Raw genomic sequence first — 19,499 nt, 5'->3', positions numbered from 1 at the left:
ATGTTTATAGAGCAACCCGCTATCTATCTGCGCTGGCTCTATCCAAGAGCATACTGGCGAATGGACCGTCGCGTGAAGGCAGTGTACCTGACCTTCGACGACGGTCCTATCCCAGAGGCTACCCCATTTATACTTGATACGCTGAAAGAATTCGGCGTGCGTGCCACCTTCTTTATGGTGGGCGATAACGTACGCAAATATCCGGAACTATACAAACGTATTCTGGCTGAGGGCCATCAGGTGGGCAACCATACCCACAACCACATAGGTGGTTTGCGCCATACCGTGAAGGAATACAGCTACAACGTGGAGAAGGCCAACGCCTATATACACAGTCACTATGTGCGTCCACCCCACGGTTGGATGCGTATGGCACAGTATGCCTGGCTGAGCAGAAAATACAAGATTGTGATGTGGGACCTGGTGACCCGCGACTACTCTAAATGGATGACTGCCGAAGATGTGGTTAATAATATAAAGAGGTACGCGCGTAATGGTTCGATCATCACCTTCCACGACTCGCTGAAGAGTATCGACAAACTGAAGACTGCCCTACCCGAGTCGCTGCAATGGCTGAAGGACCAAGGGTATGAGTTCCGTATCTTCCCATAACCTCCATGTAATTACGCAGATTAAAGGCATCAACAATATGAAAAGATTACTAACAACTTGCTTATTAGCAACAACATTCGCAATGACAACAAACGCTCAACCCCAACTCCGCGCCGATAATATCGACGAGGTAATCAAGGCAATGACCCTTGAAGAAAAGGCCAAACTTTTGGTTGGCGGTGCCAACAACTTTTTCAGTGACAATGCCGTCGTAGGTGGCGAAGCCGACCTGGTGGCTGGTGCTGCTGGTACATCGCCTGCCATACCACGTCTGGGCATTCCTGCCACTGTGCTTACCGATGGTCCTGCCGGCGTGCGTATCGACCCTACACGTAAGGGTACCGACAAGACCTATTATGCCACAGCCTTCCCTATCGGCTCGTGCCTGGCTTCGACCTGGAACACAGAGTTGGTAAACAAGGTAGGACAGGCTATTGGTAATGAGACCAAGGAGTATCGCTGCGACGTGATTCTGGGTCCTGGTATGAACCTGCATCGCAATCCCCTGTGCGGACGTAACTTTGAGTACTACTCGGAGGACCCTCTGCTGACAGGTAAGATTGCAGCAGCCTACATACAGGGTGTGCAGAGCCAAGGTGCCGGTGTGAGTGCCAAGCACTTTGCCATCAACTCGCAGGAGACCGACCGTACTGCTGTAGATGAGCGCGTGAGTCAGCGTGCTGCCCGCGAGCTGTATCTGCGTGGTTTCGAGATAGCCGTACGCGAGAGTAACCCTTGGACCGTGATGTCGTCGTACAACCAGATTAACGGTCAGTACTCGATGGGTAACCGCGACCTGCTGACCAAGATTCTGCGCGAGGACTGGGGCTTTAAGGGTATCGTGATGACCGACTGGATTGGTATTCGCGAAGGGCTGCCTACCATCACTGAGGTACAGGCCGGTAACGACCTGATGGAGCCAGGACAGCCTGCACAGGTGAACGAGATTATCGAGGGTGTGAAGAGCGGTAAGCTCGACATCGCCGATGTGGATCGTAACGTGCGTCGCATGCTGGAGTATATCGTGAAGACACCAAGCTTCAAGAAGTATCCTGCCTCTAACAATCCCGACTTTGTGGGCCATGCCGCCATCACCCGTCAGAGTGCCAACGAGGGTATCGTACTGCTGAAGAACAACGGTACACTGCCCTGGAAGAACGGCAACATTAAGACCGTGGCCCTGTTTGGTGAGAACTCATACGACTTCCTGAGCGGTGGTACCGGTTCGGGTTGTGTTCACCCACCTTATGTGGTTGACATGCTGGAGGGTTTGAAGAATGCCGGCATCAAATCGAGCGAGACTCTCACTGACATCTATCGCAAGTATATCGAGTTTGCAAGAGTAAAATTCCAGGCTGAGCGTCATCCTGCCAAGTGGTACCAGAACGAGTACTTCGGACAGCAGAAATATCCTGAGATCGGTCTGGATCCTATCTGTGTGAATAAAGAGGTGAATGGTGCCGATGCAGCTATCATCACCATCGGTCGTCAGGCTGGTGAGGGTGTAGATCGCGACATCAACACCGAGTTTAACCTGAACGCTGAGGAGCGTGCCCTGATTACAAATGTGTGCAACGCTTTCCACGCTGCAGGCAAACCTGTGATTGTAATCATCAACTCGGGTAGTGTGATTGAGACTGCCTCATGGAGTGGTTATCCCGATGCCATCCTGTGCGCTTGGCAGCCTGGTATGGAGGGTGGAAACTCGATTGCCGACCTGCTGACTGGTAAGGTGAATCCTTCGGGTAAGCTGACCATGACATGGCCTATTGCTGCAACTGATCATGCATCGACCAAGAACTTCCCTGGACAGATTGACGACTACTCGCTGCAGCAGATGATTGGTAACAAGACCCCAATCCCTGGACATGCCTACACCAACCATGAGGAGGATATCTACGTAGGTTATCGCTATTTCGACACCTTTGGTCGCGATGTGGCTTACCCATTCGGATTCGGACTGAGCTACACCACCTTCGCCTTCTCAAAGCCTGTAGTAAAGGCCAAGGGTAAGGATGCTGTTGAGGTGAGCATCACCGTTAAGAACACCGGTAGCGTTAGTGGTAAGGAGGTGGCTCAGGTATATGTGAAGGCTCCTAAGGGCAACCTGGAGAAGCCTGCACAGGAGCTGAAGGCCTTTGCCAAGAGTCGTGAGTTAAAGCCTGGCGAGAGCGAGGTGCTGACCATGACCATCCCTGTACACATGCTAGCCAGCTTTGACGAGGCTAACAGTCAGTGGTTGACCGAGGCTGGTACCTATACCTTCTGTATAGGAAATAGCAGCCGCAACATTGCTGCGACTGCTACACTTAAATTAGGTGAATATACCGAAAAGACTACGAATGCACTGGCACCTCAGCACAAGCTGAATCTGCTGAAGCAGTAAGTGCTGTTTTACGTCTTTTTAGAACGATATGGTTAAGGAACCGCCAATTACGAAAGTATGGCGGTTCTTTTTTATATGTGTGTTCACAGGCGACATCTCCGAAATCATGTCAGCAGCATATGCCGGATCTATCTCCTGCATCATCTCCGCAAAGTCGAAATATGTCGGGAGAGCCGAATGCATAAACTGTGTGGGATTATACTCCAACGTATAGGTCTTACGGGCCATATCATAATCTACAAACAGGCGCCAGGCATAATTCTCCTTGTAGGCATAGGTCAGCGAGATACCTGTTCCCCACTTAAAGGTGTTGTTGGCATTCAGCGTAAAGTAATCCCATTTGGTATCGTAGGTCTCATCTGTCTCGTAGAAAAAATTGGGATCATCATCCAAGATGGCCATGGGGTTGACATCCACCACCTTACCCTGGTAATGGGCAGAGAGATTCAGCTCCTGCATGATACTACGACCGGCCAGCAACTTGGCGCCCATAGCAAAACGCTTAGAGAGTGGCAGATTGAAATACACACCAAGGTCGGCAGCGAACTCTGTCAGGTGGTCGCTCTCAATCGTAAACTGAGGCTGTTTATCAGCTGTTCTGAAGACGATATTATTCAGTGGTCTCAGGTCCATGTCGGCATCAAGATCCTTAAACATCTCCTTCACATCCTGGTCGGCATAGTTCAACACGCGGTCCCAGCCATTGATAGGTGTGCTATTCACACGCAGACGACCACCCACACCAACATACTTATTGAAGAAATAGGCACCCTCGGCAGATACGGCAGTAGAAGCACCAAACTTCAGGTTAAAGTTGTCGTGGGCATCACTCATGGTCTCCGCACCGAAGTCGAGCGATTGCGAACCTAATCCTAATCCCATCGAGATAGAGAAGAACGATGGATGGTCGATGATGCTACGCTCGCTGATGGCATCGCCACGCAACAGACCCTTACCCTTGAAAATCAGGTCGCTCATGGCATAAGCCAACTCACCCGACATGATACCTACACCAGCACCTGAGAGCACATCGCTCACCCAGTGACGGTTGTTCAGCACACGCATCACACCAGTAGCTGTGGCCACACCATAACCAGCCACAGAGTACCAAGGCGAACGGGTTAAGCCATACTCCTTATGCAGAATGGTAGCACCCACAAAGGCTGTTGCTGTATGACCGCTGGGCCATGAGTTACGTGTAGAACCATCGGGGCGCATCTCCTTGGCGGTGTACTTAATACTGTTGACAAACAAGGCCATGAAACCATACGACATAGCAGTTGAGGCAAGATAACGGCCCCAATCGCTACGACCCTCTACACCAGCAATCTTCAAGCCAGTAGCCATCACCGGACCAAAGAACTGGGTGTAGTTATCAATCTCGGTCTTAAAGTCGGTCACCAGTGTGTGCTTGTTCTCACCGGTGTTCTGACGAAACGATTTCTTCTCGCCCTTGGCAATGATACCAGCCACAAACAGAGGGATACCAGCAAAGGTCAAATCGTCCATCACCTTATACGGTTTTACACCGGGATTGGTACGCATCCACGTGAGCTGATACTTCTCGCTGCTACCCATCAAAGGCGACATGGGCAGTTCCAATTCCGGACGATAATCGGGGGCTGCCTGACAATCAAGTTTCATCTCCATCACAGGCGTCTGCAACTTCAACGGTTCCAGATTGATATCAAGATCAGCGGCTTTTGCTACGTTGCCCATAGCAAGCATCATGAGTAATACAAAAAAAGTTTTCTTCACCGTTATAATTATTTAGATTAGAATGTTTACCTATTTATAATTGCAAAATTATGAAAAAATTGAGATAACCGGGTGGATTTCTGTTTTAATTTTTGTTAATTCTGCCAAAATTCCGAAAAATATCGTATCTTTGCAGACATAAAAGGGACGTTTTGTTATGAATGATTAAAAACTACGATTATGATGCATAAGTACGAAGAAGCGGTACGCTGCTTGTTATGCGAGGATGCTCCTTGCACCAAAGCGTGCGGTAAAGGTGACGTGGCCAGAGCCATCCGTGCCATCCGATTTGATAACGAAAAGAATGCCTGGCGCTGGGTAGCGGGTTGTACTGACGACGATCTGTTGCGTGCCGAACAGGCATGTATCCACTACGATCGACCCATCAGAATCAGGGAACTGCTGGCAGATTGCGCATCTGCCAAGGAACAGACGGTTGATGCCACGCAACAATCGCTGGGTATCACATTCTGCGGCATTGCCTGTGAGAATCCCTTCTTCCTGGCATCGTCGGCTGTGTGTACCAACTACGATATGGTGGCACGCGCCTTTGAGGCTGGTTGGGCAGGTGTGTTCTATAAGACCATCTGTAAGCAGGATATCCGTGAGGTATCGCCCCGTTTCGATGCAGTAAAGAAAGGCACTACCTTTGCGGGATTCCGTAACATGGAGCAGTTGTCGGAGAACCCCTATGAGGTAGATTTCGACATTCTGCGCCGCCTGAAGCAGAACTACCCCACCAAGGTGGTAATTGCCTCGATTATGGGACAGTTTGAGGAGGAGTGGATAGAGTTGGCCAAGTTGGCCGAGGAGGCTGGCTGCGATGCAATAGAGTTGAACTTCTCGTGCCCACAGATGCGACTGGCAGGTATGGGTAGCGACATCGGTCAGGATCCGGAGTTGGTGAACTTCTACACCAGCTATGTAAAACGTAGCGTAAAGATTCCTGTGATTCCCAAGATGACACCTAACATCACGCAGATGACACGTCCGGCTATGGGGGCTTACTTTGCTGGTGCCGATGCCATCTCGGCTATCAACACCATCAAGAGTGTGACCATGTCGAAAGAGGCCGAGGTAAGCGGTAAGCAAACCCTATCGGGCTACAGCGGACAGGCTGTAAAGCCCATTGCCTTGCGCTTTATCCTGGAGATGAGTATGGATCCTGTGATTAACGGTACACATGGCAGAGCCATAGAACTGAGTGGTATAGGTGGTATTGAGACATGGCGCGATGCCGTGGATTTCATACAGTTAGGTTGTAGGAACGTACAGGTTTGTACCGCCGTGATGCAGTATGGCTATCGGATTATAGACGACCTGATATCAGGTCTGCAGACCTACCTGACGGAACGAGGATTTGAGAAGTTAGACGACCTGGTAGGCGAACAGCTGCCCAACTTTGTGAGACCATCCGACCTGGATCGCGACACCATGGTATATCCCAAGGTGGACCGTGAGCGCTGTATCGGTTGCGGACGCTGTTATATCTCGTGTATGGATGGCGGGCACCAGGCCATTGCGTTCGAGGAGCGCCAGCCACGCATCATAGGCACCAAGTGCGTAGGCTGTCACCTATGTCGACTGGTATGTCCCACCGGGGCCATCGGACTTACCAAACGTATTCCCAAAAAGAGATGAACAGAATAATCGTTATACTTTGTCTGTTGCTTGGTACTATAACCATGCAGGCACAAAACGCATTTGTAGGTCAGCATCGCTATGATGGTGAGCATAAAAACGAGATATCGGGCTATGCAATAGCAGGTAACAACGTGGTTGTTAGTGGCTATGGCGGTTTCGGTCTCTCGTATAAACGGCATTTGACTGATCGTTGGCATGTGGGTGCCGATGTTCAACAACAGTGGGGCAAGCAGCTCTACTCGAACGACGTGCAGGGTGGTTACCGGTTGCCCGTCTGGTGGGGTGATATCTATATAGATGGCAAACTGATGTACAACCGCTACAATCGCTGGAATGCCAACGAAACTATCGGGAACCTCTCTCTGACTTGGGAGATGCCGTATTTCTATCTGCGAGTAGGTGAATCGTATATTCATTGGAAAACCGGTGACTTCGGCTATACCGAACCACTGACTCTTACCTTCGGATTCGGAGCCATGATTCGTCCACGTACCAACTCATGGAATATTGGACTCTTTTTCCGTAACTACGACGATTTCTATTATGAGAACTGGAACATCAACTGGGGACTGAATTTTTACGGGAGACTGACCAAACAGATGTACTTATTTGGCGAATTCAATATCCGTCCCGCTGGCAGTATGAGTCAGTTGGCCAGTAAATACGAGACATCGGGAAAATTAGGACTTAAATACGCATGGTGACAATGAAGACTACACATTATATATTATTAGGAGCGGTACTGCTGGTGCTTTCGGCTTGCGACAAAGTGAGTCCGATTGGAGTATTGGTAAGTGGCACGGGTGTTGAGGATCGTGTTAAGATGTCGAATGCCTATTATCAGGGTCATAAGGGTGAAGGTAGTATGCTCAGTGGTTATGAAGGGGATGAATACACATTCTTAGTGGGTGCTGACAGTCATCTGACAACCGATGATGGTCGTATGCGCGAAATGCTACAGATTGCACTCGATAACAACGATCTACTGATGGCGCATCTGGGTGATATCGCCGATACCAAAGCAGAATACTACATCATACTTGAAGACCTGATAGATGAGTATCGAGAGAAATACGCGAAGAAATACTACGCCGAACAGTATTTGTACGATGAAAAATTCTCGCTTGATCAGGTGAGCTATCCCTTTTATCCAGTGGTGGGCAATCATGATATCACACATAATGGATGGGCATTGTGGTCGAACATATTCCACTCATCGTTCTATGATGTCTATGTGCTGGTAAATCTCGATCCTCCTCAGTTAGATCATTTTATTTTCCTCGACTCGGCCAGTGGTACGTTGGGACGTGAACAGGTCAGACTATTAGAAGAAGGCGTATTGAATGATTATTATGATACAGGTGAGAAAATAATCCGTCATACCTTCGTATTCAGTCATACCAATATCTTCCGTCCACGATCAGTAGAGTTCGCCTCTACCTTCCCGCGTGAGGAGATGTTCTTCCTGTTGAACAAGTTTAGTGAGTGGGAAACGGATATGGTATTCCTAGGGCATGTGCATAAATGGGACTATCAGAAAGTAGGCGATACCGAATACCTGACGCTCGACTCGATGTGTGAGGCCAACAATCCCCAACCTGGCGATTATCTGGTTCGTGTGCATGTGAAGAAAGACGGCACTATCAGTTGGGAGAAGGTTAGAATGAATTATACCAAAAAATAAAAAAAGGGCGCGCATCAACTGCGGGCCCTTTTGTTGTTAACTATTCGTTTAACATCTACTAACAAAGTTTTTTAAAACCAACTACTAACTAAATTCGATTGCAAATATACAACATTGTATGACTGTTTGCAAGTATTTTAACAATATTTACCCGCAAAAATCAAAAAAGTACGCATCTTTGCAAAATGACGACTGCAAGTTATACAATTTTGCCTTAGGTATATGCGTATAAAAAATGTTAAAGTTTTAATTATAGTCCCGACTAATCGAAAAATATCGTATCTTTGCAGCGAGATTTTAAGACAATTTAAGCTATTATGCCAATTAAGAAATACATTCAGCCTGTTTATATACTTGCAATGTGCTTCGTGATTCTACTCACAAGCAGTTGCAAGCGCCAAGCAAATGCGACTGCCACAGTGGTTGCTCCTGATGATGCCAGTGGCTTTGTAACACTGACCGATGCTGTACCCGATGCCATCCTGGAGATACGTTACTTTGGTACCTACAACTTTGTGGGACAGCGTATTGATGGTTATCTGGAACCCACAGCCCTGCTCACCAAGCAAGCAGCAGACAGTCTGCGTGCAGTGAGCGACGACGTGAAGGCGCAGGGTTACCGACTAAAGATTTACGATGCTTATCGTCCACAAAAGGGTGTTGACCATTTTGTACGTTGGGCAGAGGATATACCTGATACACTGATGAAGCGCTACTTCTACCCCGACTTAGACAAGAGCGTACTGTTTGAGCAGGAGTATATCTATGAGAAGAGCGGACACACACGTGGCAGCACGGTTGATCTGACCCTGTTTGACATGAACACAGAGAAGGAACTCGACATGGGTGGCACCTTCGACTGGTTCGGACCAGAGAGTCATCCTGACTTCTGCGGTAATCCCGAAACAGGCGATTACACGGGTGACAACTCGAAGTCGCCCCAGGGCCGTAAGATTACCGAAAAACAGTTTAATAACCGCATGATACTGCGCAACGCCATGCTGGCACATGGTTTTAAACCACTCGACAGCGAATGGTGGCATTTTACACTTGAGAACGAACCATATCCTGATACCTATTTTACTTTTGAGGTGAAACAGCTAAAACAAAAATAAATAGGGAAGGAAAATCTAACGAATGAAAAAACAAAAGGGGGAGATGCTGTCGTCGCGACGGGGTCTCCCCCGAACTTATATAATAATACACGTATGATTGCCTCAACCACCCTTACATCGAGAGTGTTTCAGCAACAAAATCGCAGAAGGCTGGTCTTCAGACTTTCCTCCACTATCCGACGCCTTCTCGCCCAAAACGGGGCAATGGCCTATAGTCGGACAGCCATAATGGAGTTCACTGCTGCGGGACAGTCGGAGATTCTCACTCACATTCCCAATTAAGCACAGTTACGTGCACCTTCGCGGGTGATATTACGCAATATCACCAGTTATCCCTCGGCCGACGCTTCGGCTTCGGTATCTTGTGTCAGCAGATCGGCAATAGGCAGCTGACGATCGATAGCCGTATGGAACGATATCAGCGTCTCACTGCTTGAAAGGCCGAGTGGCTGCAGCTTATCATGGATAATAGTAAGCAGATGGTGGTTGTTGCGGGCATAGATCTTGATAAACATATCAAAGTTACCCGTGGTAAAGTGGCACTCCACCACCTCAGGAATCTGCTTCAGTTGTTCAAGTACCTCGTCGAACTTAGCGGGGTCTTTCAGGTTCAGACCAATAAAGGCACAGGTCTCATAGCCCACGCTTTCGGGCTCAATCAGGTACTGGGTGCCCTTCAGTACACCCATGTTGTTCATCTTCTGGATGTGCTGGTGAATAGCAGCACCACTTACATTACAAGCACGAGCCACCTCCAGGAATGGAATACGGGCATCGGCGGCTATCAGACTCAGAATCTGCTTGTCGAGTTCGTCAATTTTTACCATAGCAGTAGTTATTTTTTGATTTCTGTTGCACTATAATTAATCTTCAAGGCATAGGCCTGTTGCAGCTGGCGTTTCACCTCGCTGACCAAACCCATGGGGGCCTTTTTATCAACACGCAGACTAACGGTGAGTCGCTGTTGATTCTCTTGAGAGAGCCCACTACGAATCTCTTCGATACGGGCTGGAATATCGCCTGGCTGTACGATGTCGTTGTTGAGCTGTACATGCCAAGCCTCACCTTTATGGCCAATATAGATGTTTACCACAGCCTGCTTATTGGCTAACTTCTGCACCTCGCTGCCCTGAGGCACCTGCAGGCGCACCTTTACCTCGTCGCTACGCATGTGGGTGACAATCATAAAGAAGAAGAGCACCGTGAAAATCAGGTCGGGCATCGAGGCCACATTGAGCGATGGCACACTGCGACGAGTCTGACTGAACTTGCTACGCATAGGTCTCATTGGGCACCTCCTTCCTGGGCTATCTGCCCTTCGCTGATGCGTTGTGGATAGTACTCGTTGATCATCTCGCGCTGTTCGGCATTACAGGTCTCGTAGGTACAGCCATAGTGCTTCTGCGCATACTCTTGGCGCAGAGTATGATAGGCGCCCACAATGGCATCCTGCATACTGAAATAGGCCTCATAGGTGGTCTTGGCATCGGCTTCGATCTGCACTACATGACCAGTGCGGTTCACCATGGCCAACGTACGTACCTCGGCTGCCAGTTGTTGCAGTGTCACAGGTTTGCCATCACACGAGAGTTGGTTCTGTGCATCCAGCTTAACCTGCATCACATTGTTGCGATTGATATCCTTAGGTGTCTCGTGTTCCAATGGCGGTGGTGCCATCTGACGCACCAATCCCTTCTCCGTGTCCATCGATGAGGTCACGAGGAAGAAAATCAACAACATAAACGATATGTCGGCTGTTGATGTGGTGTTCAGCTCCGGAATTTGCTGACGATAGCGCTTACGAAACATCCGATAATCAATATAATAGAGGTATATATAAACATATCAGCGGCACGCAACCAGAAGCCATCGGTAAGCCACGTGCCATTAGTAAGGATGGGCTTGGCAGAACCTAAGGCAAAGGTAACCACCATGATGAGCACAAAGCCCACAGCCACCAGCCATCCAATGCGCCCTGCAGGCACACCGTTAACCACATCGCTGCCCTTACGACGGTTGCGCAAACCATGCCATACCGAATAGGCAGTTACACCTATGGCAGCAGCTAATATTATATACATCAGCCACAGCATCACATCGGCAATAGCAGGCGAAATAAAACTATTCATCACTATTCACTCTTCACTATTCACTCTTCACTCTTTGTCTTCCACTCAGCAATCAGGTCGAGCAGTGTAATGGCAGCTTCTTCCATCTGTGCGGTCAAACGTTCAATCTTTGAGAGGATGTAGCTGTAGAACAGCTGCAATACCAACGCTACTACGATACCAAAAATAGTGGTAATCAGCGCCACCTTCATACCCTGAGCCACGATGGTTGGACCGATATCGCCTACCTGCTGAATCTGGTCGAAGGCCATCACCATACCAATCACAGTGCCCAGGAATCCGAGCGATGGTGCCATGGCAATAAAGAGCTTAATCCACGAGCAACCTTTCTCGAGGTTAGCAGTTTGCAGACCACCAAAGTTGGTGATGCTACGCTCGATGGCATCCATGGGCTGTTTGATATGCAGCAATCCCTGATAGCACACTGAGGCTACAGGACCACGGGTGTTACGACAGAGTGTTTTGGCACCCTCTACATCATTGGCCTTCAGGCGCTGTTCGATATCTGCCATCAGCTGATGACTCTTAATCTCGCTCAGTGTCAGATAGATAATACGCTCAATGCAGAATGCCAGACCCAGCACTAAGGCCAGGGCCACCAGCGACATGAAGGCTACGTTGCCATCAACAAACTTGGTCTTCAGCTGTTTGTGCAGACCACCACCCTCTTCAGCCTCATCGCCTGTAAGAGCTTCCAACTCGCCATCCATCACGGTCATGGAGTCGGTAGCAGCCACAGAATCGGCAGGCACCACAGCTGCAGCGCTCTTAACACTATCAGCTGCAACTGCGGACTGAGCGAAACAGGTTTGCGAAAAACTAAGCAGACCTATCAGTGTAAATAGAAAAACCAATCGTTTCATATATATTTCTTAATCCGCGGAGAGAACAGGATTCGAACCTGCGAGCCGGTTTTGCCGGCTACACGCTTTCCAGGCGTGCCTCTTCAACCACTCGAGCACCTCTCCTTATTTCAAACATTTAAATTTAATACTCTTCTACAATTCTCATTTGTTGCTGTCTCAACCTCTTCCACGCTTACCTGATAGGCCTCGGCCAACTTCTTCAGCACGTAGGCCACAAAGGCGGGCTCGTTCCTCTCGCCACGCTTAGGCACAGGGGCCATATAAGGGGCGTCGGTCTCGAGTACCAATCGATTCAAAGGCACCACAGCAGGCAGCACCTCAGGCAGATGCGACTTCTTGAAGGTTGACACGCCACCAATGCCCAGCACAAACCTGTCGAACTGCAACAGTTCCTTGGCCTCGAGTTCATTACCCGTAAAGCAGTGGAACACGCCACCTGGCAACTGGTCCTTATAGCGTTTCAAGATGGCTACCATCTCATTCTGGGCCTTGCGACAGTGAATCATCAGCGGCAACTGCAACTCAACCGACCATTTTACCTGCTTCTCGAAAGCTAACAGCTGCTCCTGCTCAAACTCACGACTCCAGTAAAAGTCCAGGCCCACCTCGCCAACAGCAATGGGTTTTACACCATCCTGCTGGAAGTAGGGTTTTATCTGATCCAGCACCTCCTGCCAGTCGGCCTTCACATCCTCGGGATGCAAGCCCAGCATGGGATAGCAGTAGTTGGGATAGCGCTTGCAAACGCTGATAACAGTATCGAGCGACTGCAGATTGATGCCTGGCACACCGATGGCTTGCACGCCAGCCTCGCGAGCACGTGCAATCACTTCGTCGATATCCTCAACGAACTCTTCACCATCAATATGACAATGCGTATCTATCATTAGCTCTGACGTTTCATCATTTCGGCAGCGTAAGCCTTGATCTCAGCCTTGCGCTCTTCGCTAGCGCTCACCTTTGTCAGGTAAACCATACTCTCCTGGTAGTACTGCTCAATCTTCTGCTCACACAGCTTACGGATACCAATCTCGTTGTACAGGTTGGTTACTGCAGCCACCTTTTCGTTGCGGTCGAACTCCTTGGCCTCAACCCACTTGGTGAGCTCTTCACGCTGGGCAGGAGTAGCACGGTTAAAGGCATTGATGAGCATATAGGTCTTCTTGTTCGAAGTGATGTCGCCACCAATATTCTTGCCAAACACAGCGGGATCGCCATAAACATCCAGCAAATCGTCCTGCAACTGGAAGGCCAGACCTAACTTCTCGCCGAACTTATACATATTCTCGATATCCTCGGCTGGGGCATCAGCCATAATAGCACCCACCTTACAAGCACAGGCCAGCAGCACGCTGGTCTTCAGACGGATCATCTCAATATACTCATCCTCGGTAACATCGTTACGCTGTTCGAACTCTACATCCAACTGCTGTCCCTCACCAATCTCGAGTGTGGTCTGGATAAACACCTTGAATACAGCAGGCAGCTTAGCAGGATCGCAATCCTCTACACGCTCAAAAGCCTGAAGCAACATGGTATCGCCCGACAAGATAGCACGGTTGGCATCCCACTTCTTGTGTACAGTCTCATGTCCACGACGCATATCAGCGTGGTCCATCAGGTCGTCGTGCAGCAGAGTAAAGTTGTGGTAGGTCTCCAGTCCGAGGGCCTGAGACATAATGCTCAGTGGATCGTCTTTATAGAGATTGTACGCCAGCATGGTGAGTACTGGACGTACACGTTTTCCGCCGATAGACAGTACGTACTTAATGGGGTCGTACAACGAGGCAGGCTGGCGATCGTAAACCAGATTATCGAGGGCCTCATTCACTTTCTTCAGTAGATCTTCTGATTTATACATATCTTTTATAAATTAAAAACAATAGGAATACACACCATCGTGCGACAGGGCTTGGCATTCATCATACCGGCCTTCCACTGTGGCATGGTCTTGAGCACACGCATCACTTCGGCATCGCAGGCAGGCTCCAGGGGCTGTACCACCTGCAGGTCGCTCAACGAGCCATCCTTGTTAACCACAAACTGTGCCACCACTCTGCCCTTGATTTTTTTCTGTTGGGCCGAGGGGGGATATTTCAGGTTCTGCGTGAGCCACTTCATAAACTCGACGGCACCACCAGGGAACTGCGGCAGGTCTTCAACCACGCGGAAGTCGATGGGTTCGTCGTACATATCCACCACCTGAGGCTTCTCTTCGGCAGCCTTCTCGGTGGGTTCTTCTTGTTCGGTCTCGTCCTGCAGGATGGGTTCGGGGGGTAGCTCCACATCATTATCCACCAAGTGTAGCTGCTCGCTCTCCTGTTTTTCAACTTTCTTTTCCTGAGGCATCATCATCGGCACTTCGTCCTTATCGCGCTTCAGGGGCGAGAGTTCCACCTCGGCTTCCAGACTGTCGTCGTCATCAAACAACGCCCAGCCAGTATCGCCACTGTTCCACTCGAGTAGCACAAACAGCGTGGCCAGCACCACAATCAGTCCCAGCAGGAACCCCTGTGTGCGTTTCTGTTCCAAATCCGCTTCTCTACTCTTCTTGATGTCCATCTACAGTTTTCATTAAACCGAGTGCAAAGATAGTATTTTTTTCCGTATAAATAGATATATATTAAGTTTTTTTGCTAACTTTGCGACCAAATTAGGAGAAATGAACATCAGAAACGGCGTTATCACCACCCTACTCACGTTTTGGGCCTGTACCAGCATGGCGCAGGAGAGCAAAACCGTGTACAATTTCCTGCGACTGCCCGTGAGTGCGCATGCTGCAGCATTGGGTGGCGAGAACATCACACTGACCGACGACGACGCCACACAACTGTTCCACAACCCTGCCCTTATCAGCGGTGTAAGCGATAAGACACTGAACCTGAATTACATGACGTATATGGAGGGTGCCAAGACAGTGAGTGCCTCGTTTGTTCGTCTTTCGGGCGAACGTGCCTCGTGGGGTGTATCGGCACAACTAATGGACTATGGGCGCATAAAGCAGACCTCGTTTATGAACGAGGACCTAGGCGATTTCTCGGCCCGAGATATTGCCATTGGCGGTACGTTTGCCTACGAGCTGACCGAGCGTATCAGTGGTGGTATCACCGCCAAGTTCATTACCTCAACCATTGCTGGCTACAACTCCTTAGGCGTGGGCGTGGATTTAGGTTTGAACTATCTCGACGTGGAGCGTGGCTGGAGTGTTTCGACTGTGGCACGCAACTTAGGTGGACAAATCAAAGCATATGACGATGAGTTTGAACGCATTCCCTTTGACTTGCAGGTGGGTGCCAGCAAGCGTCTGCTTAACTCGCCCCTGCGTTTCCACGCCACTATGAGCCGACTTACCGACTGGAGCGAGGGCATCGGGCGCCATTTAGCCATCGGTGCCGATGTACTGCTTGGCGAGAATATCTACGTAGCAGCCGGTTATAACTTCCGCAAAGCCAGCGAGATGAAGATTACCGACAGCGAAGGATCGTCGGCCCACGGCGCAGGACTCACCTTAGGTGCAGGACTCTCGCTGCAACGCTTCAAGCTCCACTTAGGCTGGGGCAAATATCATATCAGCACATCATCGCTAATTATTAATATATCATACACATTATGAAGAAGATAACAATTGCAATCGATGGCCACAGCTCATGCGGTAAAAGCACAATGGCCAAGGACCTGGCCCGCGAAGTGGGCTATGTATATGTAGATACAGGCGCCATGTATCGCAGCGTAACACTCTACGCCCTGCGCCACAACCTGTTTAATGCCGATGGTAGCGTAAAGACAGCCGAACTGGAGCAGCAGATGCCCCAGATACAGATTTCGTTCAAGTTCAATGCCGAGACTGGCCGCCCCGACACCTATCTTAATGGAGAGTGTGTTGAGAAGGAGATCCGCAGCTTGGAGGTGAGCAATCATGTAAGTCCCATTGCAGCCGTAGGTTTTGTGCGTACCGCCATGGTTGCCCAGCAGCAACAGATGGGTAAGGACAAGGGTGTGGTAATGGACGGTCGTGATATCGGTACCACCGTGTTCCCCGATGCCGAACTGAAGGTTTTTGTAACTGCATCGGCCGAGGTACGTGCCCAGCGCCGTTTTGACGAGCTGAAAGCCAAGGGCATGCCTGCCGATTTCGATGATATCCTGAAGAACGTACAGGAGCGCGATTATATCGATTCGCACCGCGAGGTAAGTCCACTGCGCAAGGCCGATGATGCCATCGAATTGGACAACAGTTACATGACCATTCCTGAACAGAAACAGTGGTTAATGGACCGTTTTAAGGAGAAAATAGAGCAATAATTGTTCTATTTATGTATTTTTCTCGTCATTTTTTCGCTTCTTTTGTTATTTTTTGCTACCTTTGCAGCCGAATTTCATTAAGATCTAAAAAAATGACGAGAAAATTAATTGTTTCAGGCCTGCTGGCAATAGCCTCGACAGCCACTGTCCACGCCGGTGGACTGATGACCAACACGAATTATCACATAGCATTCGACCGTATGTTTGCACGTGGTGCAACGACCGAAATCGACGCAGCCTACAGTAACCCCGCCGGACTGGCCTGGGGTCACGAGGGATTCCAGTTTTCATTGAACTTTCAAAAGCCTTGGCAGAATCGTGACATCGAGACAACTGTACCAGGTTTCTTAGGCACAAGTTTCCAGCAGAAGTATAATGGTAAGGCTTCGGCACCCATCGTACCTGCCCTTTTTGCTTCTTACAAGAAGGATCGTGTGGCCCTGTCGGCCATGATTGGCATTGTAGGCAGCGGCGGTTTCGTAAAGTACGAAGAAGGCATCCCCATGTTCGAGGTACCCCTCAAGGCCATGCTGGCACAGGCTGGCATGATGCCCAACAGCTACGGCTTCGACTCAGAGATGAAGGGTAAGCAGTATATCTATGGCGGCCAGGTGAACCTGACCTACAAGGTGAACGACAATTTCTCGGCTGCCATTGGTATGCGTGCCAACTACTACGATGGTTACAACCGTGGCCATGTAGTAGCCGACATCCCCAACTATACCTCTTCGACAGCACCTGCAGCCAACATCGACCTGATTAACCTGCAGCTCGACTGCATTCAGCGTGGTTGGGGCTTTGCACCTATCGTAAGCTTCGACTACCATGACGGTCCACTCACCATCGCTGCACGATACGAGTTCCGCACAAAAATCAAGACTGAGAATGATACCCAAACACTTTCGGCTCGTATCAAGAACACTGATCCTACCACTGCGACTGTAATGCCTTACATCGAGGGCGACCTGGCATTGGCACAGTTCGGCGATAAGGTGGCTGCCTATAAGGATGGTGCCGAGACACGTTACGACATGCCATCGCTGTTTGTGGCAGCCGTAGGCTACGAGTTCACCAACAAGTTGCGCGCCACCTTGGAGTATCACTTCTTCGACGACAAGCACGCCAAGATGGCAGGCGACCGCCAGAAGGAGCTCACCCACGGCACACACGAAATCCTGGCCGGTGTAGAGTACGACATCAACAAAAAGTTTACTGTTAGCTGTGGTGGTCAGCGTACCGACTACGGACTGGCCGACGGCTACCAGCAGAACACCTCGTTTGCCTGCGACAGCTACTCAGTAGGTTTGGGTGGTGCCTGGAACATCAACGACAAGATGCGCCTGAACGTGAGCTACTTCTGCTCGCTCTACAGCGACTTCACCAAGAATCAGCAGCAGTATCAGGGCCTGCCATACGCTGGTAGTAACACATACAGCCGCACCAACCACGTGATTGGTGTAGGTTTGGATTACAAATTCTAAATACCAAATTCAATCTCTTATTTCACCGAGCGGGATCATCACAAAATCGCGCTCAAGCATCAGAGGGTGGGGAATCTGCAAGTCGGGTTCATCCACCCTCAGATCGTCATATAGCAGAATGTCTATATCTATCAGGCGATCGGCATAATGACCTCCTACCGACTTGTGTGTACGCCCTAACTCGCGCTCAATCTTCTGGGTGGCAAGCAGCACCTGGCGGGGCGTTAGTGTGGTTTCGCATAGCACGCAGGCATTTACGAACTGGTTATCCGACTCGAACCCCCAGGGCTCGGTCGAAATAAGAGAGGACTGGCGCACAACCAGTCCTACTCTTTCGCCGATAAGCGATATAGCGTTGCGGATATTCGCTTCCTTATCGCCAAGATTACTTCCCAGCCCAAGGAATACCCGATGTAACTTTTCACTATTCACTTTTCACTATTCACTCATTAATCGTCCAACATCAACAGGGCATCGCCGTAGCAGCCGAACTTATACCCCTCTTTCAGCGCACGCTGATAACCCTCGTACAGCAGGTCGTAGCCTGCAAACGAAGCCTCGGTCATCATCATGGGTGATTCAGGGTGATAGAAATTACCAATCAGTGCATTACACAGTCCGAACTCGTATGGAGGGAAGATAAACTTGTTGGTCCATCCCTCAAACTCCTTCAGCATACCATCGGTACCTACGGCACTCTCGGTAGCACGGGCGGTGCTCACACCTACGCAGCACACACGGTGTCCTTCCTCCTTGGCCTTGTTTACAATCTCACAAGCCTCGGCAGGAATAAACATCTGCTCGCTCGACATCTTGTGCTTGGTCAGGTCCTCAACCTCGATAGCATCGAAGTTACCCAGACCGCAGTGCAGGGTGATAAAGGCAAAGTTGATACCCTTAATCTCCATACGCTTCATCAGCTCACGACTGAAGTGCAAGCCAGTGGCAGGTGCAGTAACAGCACCCTCGTTCTTAGCGTAGATGGTCTGGAAATTAGTCATATCCTCCTCGGTAGCAGGACGACGGTCGATAATGTAGCGTGGCAGTGGAGCCTCGCCCAAACCGAACAGCATCTGCTTGAATTCATCGTGTGGACAGTCGTAGAGGAAACGCAGCGTACGGCCACGGCTGGTGGTGTTATCAATCACCTCAGCCACCATAGGACCATCTTCCTCGAAAAAGAGTTTGTTGCCGATACGAATCTTACGGGCTGGCTCTACAAGCACATCCCACAAGCGCTGGTCGGCATTAAGCTCGCGCAGCAAGAACACCTCAATCTTGGCATCGGTCTTCTCCTTGGTACCGTACAAACGGGCAGGGAACACCTTAGTGTCGTTGAAGATGAATGCATCGTCCTCGTCAAAGTAGTCGAGGATGTTACGGAAGTCGAGACCACTCTCGATTCGCTTACTCTTACGATGCAACACCATCAGCTTGCACTCGTCGCGATGGAAAGGTGGCTCAAGTGCAATCTGCTCTTCAGGTAACTTAAACTTAAACTGTGATAACTTCATATTTTAAT

The 19,499-nt window shown here is 49.7% G+C and carries 20 protein-coding genes, 1 tRNA gene and 1 riboswitch; of the genes, 9 read left to right on the top strand and 12 right to left on the bottom strand.

What is annotated here, in order from left to right; genetic code table 11:
- A complete protein-coding gene (locus T499_RS0103070; RefSeq protein ID WP_033149696.1) occupies positions 1 to 612 on the top strand; it encodes a polysaccharide deacetylase family protein in 612 nt (203 codons plus the stop codon).
- Positions 613 to 694: 82 nt separating this feature from the next.
- Entirely contained in the window at positions 695 to 2,998 is a 2,304-nt protein-coding gene (locus T499_RS0103065; RefSeq protein WP_157054489.1) for a glycoside hydrolase family 3 C-terminal domain-containing protein, read from the top strand.
- An 18-nt stretch (positions 2,999 to 3,016) separates the two neighbouring features.
- On the opposite strand, the gene T499_RS0103060 is transcribed toward T499_RS0103065, so the two are convergent.
- Positions 3,017 to 4,756 (bottom strand): phosphatase PAP2 family protein, encoded by a 1,740-nt coding sequence (locus T499_RS0103060; protein ID WP_157054488.1) that lies wholly within the window; start codon positions 4,754 to 4,756, stop codon positions 3,017 to 3,019.
- A gap of 180 nt (positions 4,757 to 4,936) precedes the next feature.
- On the opposite strand from T499_RS0103060, the gene preA reads away from it, so the two are divergent.
- The 4 genes from preA to T499_RS0103040 all read left to right on the top strand — a co-directional run bounded on the left by preA (position 4,937) and on the right by T499_RS0103040 (position 9,199).
- Positions 4,937 to 6,397: an NAD-dependent dihydropyrimidine dehydrogenase subunit PreA gene (gene preA, locus T499_RS0103055; protein ID WP_033149694.1), complete on the top strand. Its 1,461-nt coding sequence runs from the start codon at positions 4,937 to 4,939 to the stop codon at positions 6,395 to 6,397.
- Positions 6,394 to 7,104 carry a hypothetical protein gene (locus tag T499_RS0103050; protein WP_157054487.1) on the top strand — a complete coding sequence of 237 codons (711 nt, stop codon included), beginning with the start codon at positions 6,394 to 6,396 and terminating at the stop codon, positions 7,102 to 7,104. The genes preA and T499_RS0103050 overlap by 4 nt, the downstream gene beginning before the upstream one ends.
- A gap of 2 nt (positions 7,105 to 7,106) precedes the next feature.
- A complete protein-coding gene (locus T499_RS0103045; protein WP_033149692.1) occupies positions 7,107 to 8,084 on the top strand; it encodes a metallophosphoesterase family protein in 978 nt (325 codons plus the stop codon).
- 317 nt (positions 8,085 to 8,401) lie between these two features.
- Positions 8,402 to 9,199: a M15 family metallopeptidase gene (locus tag T499_RS0103040; protein WP_013064601.1), complete on the top strand. Its 798-nt coding sequence runs from the start codon at positions 8,402 to 8,404 to the stop codon at positions 9,197 to 9,199.
- 130 nt (positions 9,200 to 9,329) lie between these two features.
- A riboswitch (cobalamin riboswitch) is annotated at positions 9,330 to 9,516 on the bottom strand.
- A gap of 12 nt (positions 9,517 to 9,528) precedes the next feature.
- On the opposite strand, the gene T499_RS0103035 is transcribed toward T499_RS0103040, so the two are convergent.
- From T499_RS0103035 to T499_RS0102995, 9 genes are all read right to left on the bottom strand, one after another.
- Positions 9,529 to 10,026 carry an Lrp/AsnC family transcriptional regulator gene (locus T499_RS0103035; RefSeq protein WP_013065330.1) on the bottom strand — a complete coding sequence of 166 codons (498 nt, stop codon included), beginning with the start codon at positions 10,024 to 10,026 and terminating at the stop codon, positions 9,529 to 9,531.
- 8 nt (positions 10,027 to 10,034) lie between these two features.
- Positions 10,035 to 10,487, bottom strand: coding sequence for an ExbD/TolR family protein (locus T499_RS0103030; RefSeq protein WP_013063011.1), 453 nt, complete (start codon positions 10,485 to 10,487; stop codon positions 10,035 to 10,037).
- The gene (locus tag T499_RS0103025; RefSeq protein ID WP_033149691.1) at positions 10,484 to 11,008 is read right to left on the bottom strand and encodes an ExbD/TolR family protein; all 525 of its coding nucleotides are present in this window, start codon (positions 11,006 to 11,008) and stop codon (positions 10,484 to 10,486) included. Before T499_RS0103025 ends, T499_RS0103030 begins: the two co-directional genes overlap by 4 nt.
- A complete protein-coding gene (locus T499_RS0103020) occupies positions 10,969 to 11,328 on the bottom strand; it encodes a hypothetical protein (protein WP_052173328.1) in 360 nt (119 codons plus the stop codon). Before T499_RS0103020 ends, T499_RS0103025 begins: the two co-directional genes overlap by 40 nt.
- 20 nt (positions 11,329 to 11,348) lie before the next feature.
- On the bottom strand, positions 11,349 to 12,191 hold the full coding sequence (locus T499_RS0103015) for a MotA/TolQ/ExbB proton channel family protein (protein ID WP_033149690.1): 843 nt from the start codon (positions 12,189 to 12,191) through the stop codon (positions 11,349 to 11,351).
- A gap of 17 nt (positions 12,192 to 12,208) precedes the next feature.
- Positions 12,209 to 12,296, bottom strand: a tRNA-Ser gene (locus T499_RS0103010).
- Positions 12,297 to 12,301: 5 nt separating this feature from the next.
- Entirely contained in the window at positions 12,302 to 13,081 is a 780-nt protein-coding gene (locus tag T499_RS0103005) for a TatD family hydrolase (protein ID WP_033149689.1), read from the bottom strand.
- Complete coding sequence (locus tag T499_RS0103000) at positions 13,081 to 14,055, bottom strand: polyprenyl synthetase family protein (RefSeq protein ID WP_033149688.1); 975 nt, start codon at positions 14,053 to 14,055, stop codon at positions 13,081 to 13,083. Before T499_RS0103000 ends, T499_RS0103005 begins: the two co-directional genes overlap by 1 nt.
- 5 nt (positions 14,056 to 14,060) lie before the next feature.
- Positions 14,061 to 14,756 carry an energy transducer TonB gene (locus tag T499_RS0102995; RefSeq protein ID WP_033149687.1) on the bottom strand — a complete coding sequence of 232 codons (696 nt, stop codon included), beginning with the start codon at positions 14,754 to 14,756 and terminating at the stop codon, positions 14,061 to 14,063.
- Positions 14,757 to 14,856: 100 nt separating this feature from the next.
- On the opposite strand from T499_RS0102995, the gene porQ reads away from it, so the two are divergent.
- The 3 genes from porQ to T499_RS0102980 all read left to right on the top strand — a co-directional run bounded on the left by porQ (position 14,857) and on the right by T499_RS0102980 (position 17,977).
- Positions 14,857 to 15,807 (top strand): type IX secretion system protein PorQ, encoded by a 951-nt coding sequence (gene porQ / locus T499_RS0102990; protein WP_084162864.1) that lies wholly within the window; start codon positions 14,857 to 14,859, stop codon positions 15,805 to 15,807.
- Positions 15,804 to 16,496, top strand: coding sequence for a (d)CMP kinase (cmk, locus tag T499_RS0102985; protein WP_033149686.1), 693 nt, complete (start codon positions 15,804 to 15,806; stop codon positions 16,494 to 16,496). Before porQ ends, cmk begins: the two co-directional genes overlap by 4 nt.
- A 92-nt stretch (positions 16,497 to 16,588) precedes the next feature.
- Positions 16,589 to 17,977: an OmpP1/FadL family transporter gene (locus tag T499_RS0102980; RefSeq protein WP_033149685.1), complete on the top strand. Its 1,389-nt coding sequence runs from the start codon at positions 16,589 to 16,591 to the stop codon at positions 17,975 to 17,977.
- Positions 17,978 to 17,986: 9 nt separating this feature from the next.
- Here the strand turns inward: T499_RS0102980 and folK are convergent, their stop codons facing one another.
- Positions 17,987 to 18,409 carry a 2-amino-4-hydroxy-6-hydroxymethyldihydropteridine diphosphokinase gene (gene folK / locus T499_RS0102975; RefSeq protein ID WP_033149684.1) on the bottom strand — a complete coding sequence of 141 codons (423 nt, stop codon included), beginning with the start codon at positions 18,407 to 18,409 and terminating at the stop codon, positions 17,987 to 17,989.
- A gap of 17 nt (positions 18,410 to 18,426) precedes the next feature.
- Positions 18,427 to 19,491: a tRNA preQ1(34) S-adenosylmethionine ribosyltransferase-isomerase QueA gene (queA, locus tag T499_RS0102970; protein ID WP_013063116.1), complete on the bottom strand. Its 1,065-nt coding sequence runs from the start codon at positions 19,489 to 19,491 to the stop codon at positions 18,427 to 18,429.
- Positions 19,492 to 19,499 lie beyond the last annotated feature (8 nt).

Origin of the sequence: Prevotella sp. RM4 (genome assembly GCF_000701965.1) — a bacterium.
Lineage (GTDB): Bacteria > Bacteroidota > Bacteroidia > Bacteroidales > Bacteroidaceae > Prevotella > Prevotella ruminicola.
The sequence above is the reverse complement of the archived record's forward strand: the minus strand, read 5'-3'. Positions and strand labels throughout refer to the sequence as shown.